Source organism: Micromonospora sp. DH13 (assembly GCF_020873825.1).
GTDB lineage: Bacteria > Actinomycetota > Actinomycetes > Mycobacteriales > Micromonosporaceae > Micromonospora > Micromonospora haikouensis.
The window spans coordinates 125131-138656 of the sequence record NZ_JAHWGR010000012.1; the positions used below are offsets into that span (position 1 = coordinate 125131).

Sequence of the window (13526 nt, forward strand, 5' to 3'; positions counted from 1 at the left end):
GCGACTTTACCCTGCTGGGGGTGGGGGCACGCCAGGGCCGGACGTACCCTCCCACGGCGTGCCGCCACCCCCGGTGGCGACCCGTCAGTCGGCCAGGTTGTGCAGGTCCAGCCGGCCCCGGGCGAACGCGTCGACCTTGCCCCACCGGCCCGGGATGTCCAGCACCTCGATCCGGCCCATGCCGATGGGCAGGCGCGGCTCCACCGACAGGTGCCCCTCGTGCGGTTCGATGCCGAGCATGGTGCGCAGCAGCAGCATCGGCGCGCCCGTCGACCAGGCCTGCGGGCTGCACGCGGTCGGATACTCCACCGGGAACTTGGTCAGCTCCCGCTGGTAGCCGCCGAACGCCTCCGGCAGCCGCCCGTCGAAGTAGCGGGCCGCGTCGAGGATCCCGTTGGCGATGACGGCGGCCTCCTCGGCGAAGCCGTACCGGCGCAGCCCCCACGCGATGAACGAGTTGTCGAACGGCCAGATCGTGCCGTTGTGGTAGCCGATGGGGTTGTAGCGGACCTCCCCCTCGGCGAGCGTCCGCACCCCCCAGCCGGAGAACAGCCTCGGCCCGACCAGGTGCTCGGCGATCCGTTCGGCCCGCTCGTGGTCGACGATGCCGCTCCACAGCAGGTGGCCGATGTTGGAGCTGAGCACGTCGGCCCGGCGGCCGTCGGGGTCGAGGGCGAGCGCGTAGAACTGGCCGTCGTCGACCCACCAGTCCCGGTTGAACCGCTCCTTGAGCTGCGCGGCCTCCCGCTCCAGCCGGTCGGCGTACGCGGGGTCGCCCCAGAACTCGCGCGCCATCCGGGCGGCCCGCATCTTCGCGTCGTACGCGTACCCCTGCACCTCGCAGGTGGCGCGGGGGAACGGCAGCAAGGTGCCGTCGCGGTACGAGATCGAGTCCCAGGAGTCCTTCCAGCACTGGTTCTCCAGGCCGGTGTCGGTGTTGCGCCGCTCGTACCAGACGTAGCCGTTGCCGACCAGGTCGGCGTAGTCGTCGATCCATTTCAGCGCGGCCCGGCACTCCTGCTCCAGCTCCCGCACCAGCGACTCGTCGCCGCTCCACCGCTCGTACTCGTCGAGCAACACCACGAACAGCGGCGTCGCGTCGACCGAGCCGTAGTACGGCGAGTGGGGCTGCTCCTCGAACGCGGCCGTCTCGCCGTACCGCATCTCGTGCAGGATGCGCCCGGGGTCCTCGTCGCGGAAGTCGTCGAACCGGGTGCCCTGCAACGAGGCGAGGATGCGCAGCGTCGTCTTGGACAGCCCCGGGGCGAACGGCAGCACCTGGAGGCAGGTCAGGATGCTGTCCCGGCCGAACATCGTCATGAACCAGGGCAGGCCGGCGGCGGGCAGGGTGCTGCCGCCGAGCGACAGGGGCGAGAAGCGCAGCGCGGCGAGGTCGACGAGGCTCCGCTGGTACGTGCGGGCCAGGTGCTCGCACTCGCTGTTGACCTTCGGCGCGGCGGCGATCCACTCCTGGAGGTCCTGCTGCAGGGCCAGCCGCTCGTTGCCGTGCGCCCGCACGCCCATCCGCAGGTCCCGCCCGCCCGGCCCGAGGGCGAAGGTCTGCACGTCGATGTCGGTGCTCCACTGCTCGTTCGGTTCGAGGTGGACGCTGAACGAGAAGCCGTTACGGTCGTATGCGGCCGTCCGCGAGCAGGAGATGACCGTCTCCCGCCGGAAGTTGCCCCGGCGGTAGCCCAGGCGCAGCCGGTCGGCCTCGGCCTCGGCGTACAGCTCGCCCTTCTTGTTGACGATCTCGTCCTTGACCTGGAACAGGTCGGCGAAGTCGGAGCCGGCGTCCATCCGGACCTGGAGGTCGACGGGCTTCTCGTCGTGGTTGAGGATGGTGACCTGCTCCCGGAAGCTGCCGCCGACCATCCGCTCGCGGATGATCGACAGCTTCGCGTCGATGTAGTGGGTAGCCATCCCCGGCACCAGGAAGAACCGCGCCTCGTAGTACTGGAGGTCGTCGTAGGACAGGGCGTTGAGCCGCTCGCCGTTGACGGTCAGCACCCAGCGGGACAGGAACCGGGTGTCGAGGGAGAACATCCCGGTGGGCTCGCTCGGCGTCGCTTCGATGTCGCCGGTGTCCTCGGAGACGACGAAGGTGCTGCCGTCGAGGATCCGGATCGTGTTGCCCTCCGTCATCAGCACGCCTCCCTCTGGAACAGCCGCTGCGGGCCCCTGCTGGTCGGCGGGCCGGGGAAGAGCCGCTCCACCTGCACCACCAGCCGGGCGTCGCCGCTGACCGTCATGTCCCCGCGCAGGATCGCGGCGATGCCGTCCTCCCGGCCGGCGGCGAGGTCCTCGAAGAGGACGGGGCTGGTGTTGACGACCGTGTCCGCCTCCCGGTCGTCCTGGCTGACGCTGATCCGGCCCCGGTCGATCGCGACCAGCCAGTGGGTGGTCTGCGGTCCCTCGTGCAGGTCGAAGCGGATGGTTCCGGTTGTCTTGACCAGCAGCGGTTCGTACCCCCGCCGGTCCAGGTCCTCGAAGAATCTGGTGGTCGCGTCCGGCATCGGGCCCCTCCCCTCCCGTCGACCCGCGGCGTTCGACGTCGGGAAAGGGTCCCCGTCCGGTACGGGGTCAACCTCACCCGGATCGGGTGAGGCGGAACGGGCGCGCACACGACGCGACGCCGGCCCCCGGGTCGGGGGCCGGCGTGCCGCGGCGGACGGTCAGTTGTTGGGGTCGTCGGCGCTGATGTCCGCCAGCACCGACTGCGGTTCTCGCTCGACCGCGAGGTCGCCCATAGAGACCAGGCCGACCAGCCGGCCGTCGTCGATCACCGGCAGCCGGCGCACGGCGTACGTGCGCATCAGGTCGGCGGCGGCCACCGCGTCGTCGTACTGGCTCACCGTGATCACGTCCCGGCTGGTGATCTGGTTCAGCCGGGTCGTGTTGGGGTCCATCTCCTCGGCGACGCCCCGGACCGCGATGTCCCGGTCCGTGACGATGCCGACCACGTCGTCACCTGCGGTCACCACCACGTCGCCGATGGCGCTGTCGCGCATCTCCCGCGCGGCGGCGGTGAGCGTCTCGTGGCCGTCCATCGTCACCAACCGGGTCGTCATGAACTCTCCGACCGTTGTCATGGTGCTCCCCTCTCGGTGTCGGCACCGCCGTGTCTACCCGCCGCCCCGGCGGGGTAACGCAGCGTGCCGCAGGGGTGCGCCGGCGGTCAGCGCAGCTCGGCGGCGACGAGTTCGGCGAGCTGGACGGCGTTGAGGGCGGCGCCCTTGCGCAGGTTGTCGTTGGAGCAGAACAGGGACAGGCCGTGCTCCACCGTCTCGTCGGCGCGGATCCGGCCCACGTACGTCGGGTCGTGGCCGGCGGCCTGCAGCGGGGTCGGCACGTCGGACAGGGCCACGCCGGGCGCGCCGTCGAGCAGCTCGCGGGCCCGCTGCGGGGTGACCGGCCGGGCGAACCGGGCGTTGATCTGGAGCGAGTGGCCGGTGAAGACAGGCACCCGGACGCAGGTGCCGGAGACCTTCAGCCCGGGGATCTCCAGGATCTTGCGGCTCTCGTTGCGCAGCTTCTGCTCCTCGTCGGTCTCCGCCGAGCCGTCGTCGACGATCGAGCCGGCGAGCGGGAGCACGTTGAACGCGATGGTCCGGGCGAAGACGCGGGGGGCGGGGAACTCCACGGCCGTGCCGTCGAACGCCAGCCCGGCGGCCTGCTCGGCGACCTTGCGGACCTGCTCCTCCAGCTCGGCCACGCCGGCCAGGCCGGCACCGGAGACCGCCTGGTAGGTGGAGACGACGAGGCTCACCAGCTCCGCCTCGGCGTGCAGCGGGCGCAGCACCGGCATCGCGGCCATGGTGGTGCAGTTCGGGTTGGCGATGATGCCCTTCGGGCGGTGCGCGGCGGCGTGCGGGTTGACCTCGGCGACGACCAGCGGCACGTCCGGGTCCATCCGGAACGCCGACGAGTTGTCGATCACCACCGCGCCGGCCGCGGCGACCCGGGGGGCCAGCTCCAGGGCGGTGCCCTTGCCGGCGGAGAAGAGCACGATGTCCAGGCCCGCGTAGTCGGCCGTGGCCGCGTCCTCGATCGTCACCTCGCCGCCGCGCCACGGCACGGTCCGCCCGGCCGACCGGGCGGAGGCGAACAACCGCACCTGCTCCGCCGGGAACTCGCGCTCCGCCAGCACCTGCCGCATCACGCCACCGACCTGGCCGGTGGCCCCCACAATGCCGATCCTCATGCCCGCGAGGCTACCCAGGTCGGCGGCCGGGCCGGGAACGCTTTCCCACCGCCCGGGCAGCGACCGGACGGGCCGGGGGCGGCCCCGCGCCGCAACGTCGGCGTCGCCACCGCGCGCCGCGCCGGAATTTCCGGGGCGTGGGCGGGCCCCGGCCGGAACATCGCCGCCCCGGCCGGGCCGCCCCGCCGGCCGGGGCGCGACGCGAATCACACCGCCCGGGTCAGGGGCGGACGTCGACGATCTCCCCGAGGCCGGTGGCCGCCAGCTCGTCGCGGATGAGCGCGGCGTCGCCCTCGACCACCAGGGTCAGCGACTCCGGGTGCAGGTGGGTCGCGGCGGCGGCCGACACGTCGGCCACGTCGGCGGCGAGCAGGGACTCGCGCAGCCGGGCGTGGTAGTCGTCCGGCAGGTCGTGCACGACCAGGGTGGTCAGCGCCGACGCGATCGCCCGGGGGCTCTGCAGCTCGACCGAGAGCTGCCCGGCCCGCCACGACCGCGCCACCGCCAGCTCGTCCTCGGTCACCCCGCCGGCCCGGGTACGGGTGATCTCCCCGACCGCCTCGACGAGGGCCGGCGCGGTCACGGCCGTCTGCACCCCGGAGCTGACCGCGAACCGGCCGAACCGGCGGGACGAGGCGAAGTCGCCCCGGATGCCGTACGTGTAGCCGCGCACCTCGCGGATCAGGTGGTTGAGCCGGGAGGTGAACGCGCCGCCGAGCACCGTGCCGGCCAGAGCCATCGGCACGTGGTCGGGGTGCGCCCGGTGCGGGGCGGCATGGCCCAGCCGCAGCGTGGACTGCACCGACCCGGGGCGGTCGACCAGGATGATCCGCCGGCCGGCGCGCAGCGGCACGTCGATCGGGCCCTCGACCGGGGTCGGGCCGCCGCCGGTGCCGGCGAACGCCGCCGCGCCCAGCGCGTCCAGGTCGAGCCGGTCCAGGTCACCGGCGACGACCAGGGTGCCGGGGCGCAGGAACCACTCGGAGTGGAAGACGGTGAGGTCCTCCGGGTCCAGGGCCGCCACCGAGTCCGGGTCGCCGTACATGGGTCGGCCCCAGCGGTTCTGCGCGCCGAACAGGTCGGCCCGCAGCGCCGCCTCGGCCCGGGGCCCGGGGTTGGCCCAGTCCATCCGCAGGGCGGTCGCCTCGTCGTCGCGGACCCGGCGCAGGTCGTCCGGGTCCAGCTTCGGCGTGCGGACGGCCTCGGCAAGCAGCTCGACGGCGGCGCCGAGCCGCTCCACCGGCACCTGGACGCTGACCTGGAACGAGTCCCAGTCGAGCCCGGTCACCAGCTCGGTGCCGAGCGCCTCGATGGCGAGCGCGTACGCGGTGGCGTCCCGCTGCGCCGTGCCCTCCTCCAGGGCCTTGGCCAGCACCGCGCCGAGCCCCTCCCGGCCGACCGGCTCGCGGCCGGCCCCGGCGTCGAGCAGCAGCAGCGCCACGGCCAGGTTCTGCCCGGGCAGGTGCGCGGCGACGACCCGGCCCCCGGCCACGTCGCGGCGCACCACCTGCGGGAACCGGTACGGCCGGGCCAGCCCCGGCCCGGGACGGTCGGCGATCAGGCTCATGCGGTCTCCTCGGGCAGGTAGGTCAGGGTGACCCGGTCCTCGGCGCGCAGCGCCTCGGCGGCGAGTTCGGCGATCTGGTCGGCGGTGACCGCCAGCCAGGCGGGCAGCCGCTCGGCGGCCTTCGCCGGGTCGCCGAACTGGGTGGCGTACCGGCCGAGGATGTCGGCGCGGCCGTCGACGGTGGACATCTGCCGCCACCACGCGGTGCTGAGCAGCGCCTTGGCCCGGTCCAGCTCGGCGGCGGTGACCGGCACGGTGGCCAGCTCGTCGACGACCTCGGCCACCCCGGCGGCCAGCCGCTCCCCGGTCACCCCGTCCCGGGCGGTGGCGGTGACGATCAGCGGGGCCGGCGCGTGCCGCAGGTCCACCCCGTACGCGCCGACCAGGTCGGGCTGGGCGAGCCGCTCGCCGTCGGCGAGGCGCTGGTAGAGGCGGCTGCCCCGGCCGCTGCCCAGCACGGTGGCCAGGACGGTCAGCACGTCGTACCCGGGGGTGCCGAACGGGTGGGTGCGGTGCGCGACGAACACGCGGGGCGCGGGCACGGCGGCGGTGACGGTCTCGGCGACCGGCGCGCCGGCGCGGGGCACGTGCCGGCCGTCCGGCGCGGCCGGGATCGACTCCCGGGCCGGGATCGCCCCGAAGTACTTGTCGGCCAGCGCGAACACCTCGGTCGCGGCGGCGTCGCCGACCACGGTCAGCACGGCGTTGTTCGGCGCGTAGTAGGTGCGGTGGAACGCCTGGAAGGTGGCCAGGTCAGCGGCGTTCAGGTCGGCCATCGACCCGATCGTCGCGTGGTGGTAGGGGTGGCCGGGCGGATAGAGCAGCGGCAGCAGCCGCAGCCACGCGTCGCCGTACGGGACGTTCTCGTAGCGCTGGCGGCGCTCGTTCTTGACCACGTCCCGCTGGTTGTCCAGGGTCTCCTGGGTCAGCGCCGGCACCAGGCCGCCCATCCGGTCGGCCTCCAGCCAGAGCGCCAGCTCCAGGTGCTCGGCGGGGACGGTCTCGAAGTAGTTCGTCCGGTCCGGGTTGGTGGTGGCGTTCAGCGAGCCGCCGGCGCCCTGGACGAGCTTCATGTGCTCGGTCTTCGCCACGTTCACCGAGCCCTCGAACATGAGGTGCTCGAAGAGGTGGGCGAACCCGGTCTGCCCGTCGGGCTCGTGCCGGGAGCCCACGTCGTACCAGAGGTTCACCGCGACCGCGGGCGCGGTGCGGTCCTCGCTCACCACCACACGCAGGCCGTTGTCCAGTCGGGTCGTTTCGATCGGCCAGGGGAAACCGCTGTCGGGCATGGCCCGACGCTATCCGATCCCGAGGTCGCAGGCGTGACGCGAGTGGGTCGGCGCGGCGCGGCACGGCCGGTCCCGCCCGCCCCGGGCGGCGCGGGCCGCCGCCCGGGGTGGACGGGGTGGGGCTCAGTCCGGGGGCTCGATCGCGGTCACCGTCTCGTCGGAGGTGCGTTGCTCCAGCACCGTGTCGGGGGCGGCGGCGCGGTCGGCCTCCCGCCGGTCGGACTCGTCGAGGATCGCCTCGGCCTGCGCGTAGGCGTCGTCGCTGCCCACCGCCGCCTCCTCGGGCAGCAGGTGGGCGCGGGAGGAGATCCGGTCCGTGTCGCTCTGGTCGTGACTCATGCCGGAGTCTCTACCCAGCGAACGGCTCAGCGGAACGGGCCGCGCACCTCGTAGGTGATCCCGCCCGACGACGCGCCGGAGGTGCCGCGCTGGGAGGAGAAGTAGAGCCGGGTGCCGTCCGGGGAGAACGCGGGCCCGGTGATCTCGGACGACCCCTGCCCGGTGATCCGGAGGAACGGCGTGACGACCCCGGCCGGAGTGATCATGTTGACCTCCATGTTGCCGCCGTCCTCGGCCACGTACAGGTCGCCGGAGCGGGCCCCGACGATGTTGTCCACCCCGGTCAGGGGCGCGCTGCCGCCGGTCACCAGCGAGTCGTCGTACGCCAGGTCGATGCGCTGCGCGACCGCGTCGTACGCCCAGACCCGGTTGTCGCCCTTGGTGGTGAACCAGCAGGTCCCGTCGGCGTACCAGCAGCCCTCGCCGCCGTCGAACCGCTTGGCCCCGGAGACCTGCTGGCGGGTGTACGTCGGCGAGCCGTCCGGGTCCGGCACCCGGGCCCAGGTGACCGGGCCGCTGGTGGCGGTGCCGGCGACCAGCACCTCCAGGGTGCCGGCGGACAGATCGCCCCAGACGGTCGGCCGGAACCGGTAGAAGCAGCCGTTCGGCTCGTCCTCGGTCAGGTAGACGACCTGCCGGACGGGGTCGGCCGCCGCCGCCTCGTGCTTGAACCGGCCCAGCGCCGGGCGCTGCACCGCTGCCGTCCCGCCCTGCGGGTACGTCTCGTAGACGTACCCCCGGCTGACCTCCTCGCAGGAGAGCCAGGTGCCCCACGGGGTCGCGCCGCCGGCGCAGTTCTGGTTGGTCCCGGACAGGATCCGGTACGCCGAGGCGACGCTCCCGTCGGCGGCGAACCGCACGGCCGACGCCCCGCCGCCCGGGGTGATCTCGGAATTCGAGACGTAGATCCACCCGGTTCCGGCGGGGAAGCAGGCCCCGCCGTCGGGGGCGTCGTGCCAGGCGTACGAGGTGCCGGCGACCGCCTGCCGGGACCGGGCCACCACCCGGCTGGTGAACCCGGCGGGGAGCTGGATGCCGTTGCCGTCGGCGGCGCCCAGCGGCCCGTACGGACCCGTCCCGGGCTGGGCGGGAGCGGCCGAGGCGAGGGACGACCAGAGGCTGCCGGCCAGCGCGGCGGCCCCCGACGCGGCGGTGGCGCGCAGCAGCGTACGACGGTCCATTCGAACCTCCAGGCGATGGTGTGTGCCGCCGAAACTACCGACGAATACATCGACGAAAGTGAACGTGAGGCGAGGCTTTCCCGACGACGGGGTGAGCCTTTCCCGCCGCGTCGGGTAGGCTGGTCGGCGTGACGCGGTCGTATCGATGGTTTAGACAGCCGGCTGGAGGAGCCGGTGACTTCACCGTGATCTGACGTCACTTCCTCTTCGAGCCGGCTGGGCAGGGGCCTGATTCCCTGCCCTTTTGCGTACGAGCAGCCGGCTCGACCTCGGGCGCCGGCCCCGGGGCACGGTCGGCGGAAGGAACCCCACCGTGACCTCCCCGGACAGCCATCGCGTGATCGACCAGCGGATCGACCGCGTCGTGCCGTTGACCACCCCGGCCCTGCTCCACCACCACCTGCCCCTGGACGCGGCGCTCACCGAGGCCGTGCTCGACGGCCGGCGCGCGGTCGCCCGGGTGCTGGACCGCGCCGACGACCGGCTGCTGGTCGTGGTCGGCCCGTGCTCGGTGCACGACCCGGCGGCCGCCCTGGAGTACGCGGCCCGGCTGCGCACCGCCGCCGACCGGCTCGCCGACGACCTGCTGATCGTGATGCGGGTCTACTTCGAGAAGCCGCGTTCCACGGTGGGCTGGAAGGGCCTGATCAACGACCCGGCGCTGGACGGCTCCGGCGATGTGAACACCGGCCTGCGCACCGCCCGCGCGCTGCTGCTGGACGTGCTGCGGCTGGGCCTGCCGGTGGGCTGCGAGTTCCTCGACCCAATCACCCCGCAGTACATCGCCGACACCGTCGCCTGGGGCGCGATCGGCGCCCGCACCGTGGAGAGCCAGGTGCACCGGCAGCTCGCCTCCGGGCTGTCGATGGCGATCGGCATGAAGAACCGCCCCGACGGCAGCATCGGCACGGCCGTGGACGCGATCCGCGCGGCCGGCGTCCCGCACGTCTTCCCCGGCATCGACGTGTCCGGCACCCCGGCGATCATGCACACCCGGGGCAACGCCGACGGCCACCTGGTGCTGCGGGGCGGCAACGACGGCCCGAACTACGACGCCGCCTCCGTCGCCGCGGCGCTGGCGCAGTTGCGGGCGGCCGGCCTGCCGGAGCGGGTCGTGGTCGACGCGAGCCACGCCAACAGCGGCAAGGACCACCGCCGCCAGCCGCTGGTCGCCGCCGACGTCGCGGCCCAGCTCGCCGCCGGGCAGCACGGCATCGTCGGCGTCATGCTGGAGAGCTTCCTGCTCCCCGGCCGGCAGGACCTGGACCCGACGCGGGAGCTGGAGTACGGCCGTTCGATCACCGACGCCTGCCTCGGCTGGGACGACACCGAGGGGGTGCTGGACGACCTGGCCACCGCCGTCCGCGCCCGCCGCGCCACCCCGGCCACCGCCTCTCCCACCCCAACCTCCACCCCCGCCTGACGCCGCCGAGGGACATACCGCGGTCACCGAAGGTGACCGTGACCCTCGACCGAGAGGGATGCGGGGCGGTCTCACGCTGCGTGCCGGCCGGCCAACCCCACGCCGACTCCCGCATCCCCCTTTGCTCTGCACCCACCGGCGCAGCACCCGGCGGAACAGCATGTTTGCGGTGTCCGCGCGGTGTCAGCCCGGACAACTTGGTGACGCACCGTAGCCGTTGCGTCGGCGGGTGCAGAGCAAAGGGACGGGAGCGGATGGCGGACGTCCCCCGGCAGACCCCGGCCGGCGCCCGCCAGCGGTAGCGGTGCGTCACGCCCGACGGCGCTCAGGCGCGCGCGGCGCGAGGCGTGCCCCCGGTGCGGCTCCTGCCACCTGCGGCCGGGGTGGGCAAAGCCAGCGGCGCCCCGGCCGAAAGACCGGGGCGCCGCTGGTGTCGGTGTGCAGGTCGCCTCTCGGCGCGTGGCGCGACGCGGCTCCAGCCGGACGGTATTCCGCGAAGGCATTTCAGGTGAGGCCCGGGGACACTGGGCACACCGACACCCGTCACAACCGGCGGGGCCCGGTCGATGTTCCGGCCGCCGACGTGACGGGCGTCACGCCGCCGGCGCGACCGCCCCACTGTGCGCGCTCGCCCCTCCCGGGTTTGGTCGTTTCCGCCCCGGGTAGCTGATCGTCGTGACCGACGAAGCTGTGACCGACGAAGCACCCGTGACGGCGGCGCCCGTGAGCGACGCCGGCCCGGTCGAGGAGCTGGACACCCGGCCGCTCGACGAGTTGCTCGACGACGTCTACCGCGGCCAGGAGCGGATCAGCCAGGCGGACATCTACCGCCGGGCCGTCGCCGCCGAGCTTCCCGCGTCGCTGCTCACCCGGATCGCCGCCCTCCCCCAGGGCGAGTACGCCGTGGACGAGGCTGCCGACCTGCTGGGCGGCACGGCACTCTGACGCCCCGGCCACGCAACCGAGAGGACCGCCAGATGACCGATCGCCAGGAGCAGCACCACGAGCACATCGAGGCGCTCGGCCAGCCGCCGGAGGGCCTGGACAGCACGCCCGAGCCGGACTTCGCCAACGAACACGACCAGACAGCCGTCGACGCGGACGTGATCACCGGCGAGGACGAGGACGAGCGCGAGCCGGAGTCTCCGCACGGCTGGTCCGGCATGCAGCGCTGAGGCGAGGCGCAGGCGACTGGAGACGCGAACGCGAAGGGAGGGGGCCGACGAGGCCCCCTCCCTTTCGGGCGTACGACAGGGGATCAGTCCTTGTGGTGGCCGCCCTCGGCCGCCTGCTGGGCCACGGCGTAGCCCATCTGGAGGAAGTCGGAGGCCGCGACCGCGGTCAGAGCGGTGGCCACCAGCCGGGTCAGCCGGGGGGCCAGGACAAGCCCTCCGGTGAGCCCGGTGGCCACCCAGACGGCCAGGCAGAACGGGCAGCTCAGCAGCTCGCCGATGGCGTGCCGGGTGGGGCTGCCCGAGTCGCGGACCTGCTCCATCACCTCGCCGCTGCCGATCGGGTGGTCGTAGCGGGTGAACGGGGCGCGCAGCGGGCTGGTCACCGCGTCCTTGGACAGCAGCCGGCTGAGCTTGTGGGTGGCGATGGCGAGCAGCACCACGTCGGCGGTGGCGGGCCGGTCGGGCACGGGGCGGCCGGTCGCCCGCACCAGGCCCGCGATCGTGGCGGTCACACCCGCGTACGTGCCCATCGCCGCGAGGTAGCCGCCCAGCGGACGGTACTCGTGCGGCGCGTACGCCTGGCGCAGTCGCGCCACCTTCTGCTTCAGGCTGCTCTCGCTCAACCCGGTCTCCTCATCGTCTGCGCGTCGCGGCCCCCGCGAGGGGCCCGCCGTCGGCCGTTCAACCGGCGGTCAGGTTGTCGGCCACCTCGCGGGCGAGGTTGGCCAGGGTCTCGTCGGCGAGCCCGGCCTCCGCCCCGCCGGCCGCGCCGGCGAGGTCGAGGCACACCCGCGCGCCCCCGGCGTCGGCCGGCTCGACCCGGATCTCGGCCGACCAGCCGGGCGCGGAGTCGCTGCGCCACCAGGCCCGCAGGTCCCCCGTGTCGACCTCGGGGCGGCTGTCGCCGTCGGACCGCAGCGGCTCGGGCAGCCAGGCCGCGGCGCGATCCGGGTCGGTCGCCGTGCTGAACACCACCTCGGGCGGCGCGGACATGCCGCGCTGGGCGCGTGCGGTCATCACTCGTCCCGCAGCCTGGCCGGGTCGATCTCCCGCCCCGGGTGCCGGGCCAGGTACTCGGTCTCCAGGTCCGCCGTGCGCCGCAGGTGGTTGGCGAGCGCCGAGTCCGACGCGTGCCGCAGGGTGTCGAGGCGGGTGCGGTGCAGGCTGTGCATCTCGCGGATCAGGTCGTCGTCGGCGAGCTCGGCCGGGTCGATGCCGGGCTCCTCGTCGGTGGCCGGGTCGCGCAGGTGGTTCCCGTCCCATTCGGGCATCCGCTGCTCCGGGCTGGCCTCGGCCGGGCCGGTGGTCGTCCGCCAGGCTGATTCGGTCATATCGCCCCCCTCGTCTCGTCTGGGCTGGCGTCTAGACGGATGCCCACCCGCGCCCCCGGCAAACCACCGGCACTACGACGCCGCGTCGGAGACGACGCCGCCGACCGGTACCCTCGATGCCATGAAGCGGCTCTGGACACCGGCGTGGATCGCCCGCCACGTGGCCATGGTCGTGCTGGTCGTCGGCTTCCTCGGGCTGGGCTGGTGGCAGATCACCCGGGCCGCCGGGGGCAATGCGCTGAGCTGGGGGTACGCGGTCGAGTGGCCGGTCTTCGCCGCGTTCGTGCTCTTCGTCTGGTGGCGTGAGCTGCGGCACGCCCTGCGGTCGGCCCCCGGCGACGAGCCGGCGGAGCCGGCGACGGAGGAGCCGGCCCAGGCCGACCGGGTCGCGGCGGCCACGCCGTCCGCCACCCCCACGGGGGTACGCCGGCCGGTGCGGGTGTCCCGCGCGCCAGCCACGCCGGTCGACGGCGCGGACGACACCGACCTCGCCGCCTACAACCGCTACCTGGCATGGTTGAACGCCAACCCGGGCGCCCGACCCGGTGACTATCCCGGCTGACGCCGGTTCGCGACTATCCGGCGCAGGCCGGTTTCGGAAGGACGGACGAAGGTGGGCGGAGCCCTTACCCGGTACCGCGTGATCGCCTGGATCGTGGGCGTGGCGCTGGTCGTGCTGGTCGCAGTCGGCATGCCCCTGAAGTACGGGTTCGACGAGCCGGCCGTGGTGGCGGTCGTCGGCACCGCGCACGGCTGGCTCTACATGCTCTACCTGGCCGCGACGTTCGACCTGTCCCGCCGGGCGGACTGGCCGTTGAAGCGGATGCTGCTGGTGATGCTCGCCGGCACCGTCCCGTTCGTGTCCTTCTACGCCGAGCGTCGGGTCAGCGACTGGCTCGCCCCGCGGCCCGCCCCGGCCGTGGAGCCGGTGGCCGGCTGAGTAAGTCCCCTTTCGCCACTTTCGTCCCTGCTTCACCTGCGGGTAACTTCTGTCCCGCGCTAGGTTGATCAGGCCGG

The 13526-nt window shown here is 73.8% G+C and carries 16 protein-coding genes; 5 read left to right on the forward strand and 11 right to left on the reverse strand.

Annotation, left to right across the window (positions count from 1 at the left end; all coding sequences use genetic code 11):
* Positions 1 to 84: 84 nt before the first annotated feature.
* The 8 genes from LPA42_RS14415 to LPA42_RS14450 all read right to left on the reverse strand — a co-directional run bounded on the left by LPA42_RS14415 (position 85) and on the right by LPA42_RS14450 (position 8580).
* Positions 85 to 2145 (reverse strand): glycogen debranching N-terminal domain-containing protein, encoded by a 2061-nt coding sequence (locus LPA42_RS14415; protein ID WP_228986614.1) that lies wholly within the window; start codon positions 2143 to 2145, stop codon positions 85 to 87.
* On the reverse strand, positions 2145 to 2516 hold the full coding sequence (locus LPA42_RS14420) for an SCP2 sterol-binding domain-containing protein (RefSeq protein WP_077938607.1): 372 nt from the start codon (positions 2514 to 2516) through the stop codon (positions 2145 to 2147). The genes LPA42_RS14415 and LPA42_RS14420 overlap by 1 nt, the downstream gene beginning before the upstream one ends.
* 159 nt (positions 2517 to 2675) lie before the next feature.
* Positions 2676 to 3092: a CBS domain-containing protein gene (locus LPA42_RS14425; RefSeq protein WP_043966193.1), complete on the reverse strand. Its 417-nt coding sequence runs from the start codon at positions 3090 to 3092 to the stop codon at positions 2676 to 2678.
* Positions 3093 to 3178: 86 nt separating this feature from the next.
* Positions 3179 to 4204 (reverse strand): aspartate-semialdehyde dehydrogenase, encoded by a 1026-nt coding sequence (locus LPA42_RS14430; RefSeq protein ID WP_043966190.1) that lies wholly within the window; start codon positions 4202 to 4204, stop codon positions 3179 to 3181.
* Positions 4205 to 4424: 220 nt separating this feature from the next.
* Positions 4425 to 5771, reverse strand: a complete 1347-nt coding sequence (locus LPA42_RS14435; RefSeq protein WP_077938606.1) for a pitrilysin family protein — start codon at positions 5769 to 5771, stop codon at positions 4425 to 4427.
* A complete protein-coding gene (locus LPA42_RS14440) occupies positions 5768 to 7060 on the reverse strand; it encodes a pitrilysin family protein (protein WP_077938605.1) in 1293 nt (430 codons plus the stop codon). The genes LPA42_RS14435 and LPA42_RS14440 overlap by 4 nt, the downstream gene beginning before the upstream one ends.
* A gap of 123 nt (positions 7061 to 7183) precedes the next feature.
* On the reverse strand, positions 7184 to 7399 hold the full coding sequence (locus LPA42_RS14445) for a hypothetical protein (RefSeq protein ID WP_077938604.1): 216 nt from the start codon (positions 7397 to 7399) through the stop codon (positions 7184 to 7186).
* Between the two features lie 26 nt (positions 7400 to 7425).
* Complete coding sequence (locus LPA42_RS14450) at positions 7426 to 8580, reverse strand: alkaline phosphatase PhoX (RefSeq protein WP_077938603.1); 1155 nt, start codon at positions 8578 to 8580, stop codon at positions 7426 to 7428.
* A gap of 313 nt (positions 8581 to 8893) precedes the next feature.
* On the opposite strand from LPA42_RS14450, the gene LPA42_RS14455 reads away from it, so the two are divergent.
* From LPA42_RS14455 to LPA42_RS14465, 3 genes are all read left to right on the forward strand, one after another.
* Positions 8894 to 10003 (forward strand): 3-deoxy-7-phosphoheptulonate synthase, encoded by a 1110-nt coding sequence (locus LPA42_RS14455; RefSeq protein ID WP_228986615.1) that lies wholly within the window; start codon positions 8894 to 8896, stop codon positions 10001 to 10003.
* Positions 10004 to 10711: 708 nt separating this feature from the next.
* Positions 10712 to 10948, forward strand: coding sequence for a hypothetical protein (locus LPA42_RS14460; RefSeq protein ID WP_198956637.1), 237 nt, complete (start codon positions 10712 to 10714; stop codon positions 10946 to 10948).
* A 32-nt stretch (positions 10949 to 10980) separates the two neighbouring features.
* Positions 10981 to 11178, forward strand: a complete 198-nt coding sequence (locus LPA42_RS14465; protein WP_077938595.1) for a hypothetical protein — start codon at positions 10981 to 10983, stop codon at positions 11176 to 11178.
* 83 nt (positions 11179 to 11261) lie between these two features.
* Here LPA42_RS14465 and LPA42_RS14470 read toward each other — a convergent pair whose 3' ends face one another.
* The 3 genes from LPA42_RS14470 to LPA42_RS14480 are packed head-to-tail and all read right to left on the reverse strand — an operon-like array spanning position 11262 to position 12509.
* Positions 11262 to 11801, reverse strand: coding sequence for a DUF1360 domain-containing protein (locus tag LPA42_RS14470; RefSeq protein WP_077938594.1), 540 nt, complete (start codon positions 11799 to 11801; stop codon positions 11262 to 11264).
* A gap of 58 nt (positions 11802 to 11859) precedes the next feature.
* The gene (locus tag LPA42_RS14475) at positions 11860 to 12195 is read right to left on the reverse strand and encodes a hypothetical protein (protein ID WP_077938593.1); all 336 of its coding nucleotides are present in this window, start codon (positions 12193 to 12195) and stop codon (positions 11860 to 11862) included.
* The gene (locus LPA42_RS14480) at positions 12195 to 12509 is read right to left on the reverse strand and encodes a DUF6158 family protein (RefSeq protein WP_077938592.1); all 315 of its coding nucleotides are present in this window, start codon (positions 12507 to 12509) and stop codon (positions 12195 to 12197) included. The genes LPA42_RS14475 and LPA42_RS14480 overlap by 1 nt, the downstream gene beginning before the upstream one ends.
* Positions 12510 to 12630: 121 nt before the next feature.
* On the opposite strand from LPA42_RS14480, the gene LPA42_RS14485 reads away from it, so the two are divergent.
* Together LPA42_RS14485 and LPA42_RS14490 are read left to right on the forward strand one after the other, a co-directional pair.
* A complete protein-coding gene (locus tag LPA42_RS14485; protein ID WP_077938591.1) occupies positions 12631 to 13071 on the forward strand; it encodes a hypothetical protein in 441 nt (146 codons plus the stop codon).
* Positions 13072 to 13122: 51 nt separating this feature from the next.
* A complete protein-coding gene (locus LPA42_RS14490; RefSeq protein WP_077938590.1) occupies positions 13123 to 13449 on the forward strand; it encodes a DUF3817 domain-containing protein in 327 nt (108 codons plus the stop codon).
* The last annotated feature ends 77 nt before the right edge of the window (positions 13450 to 13526 follow it).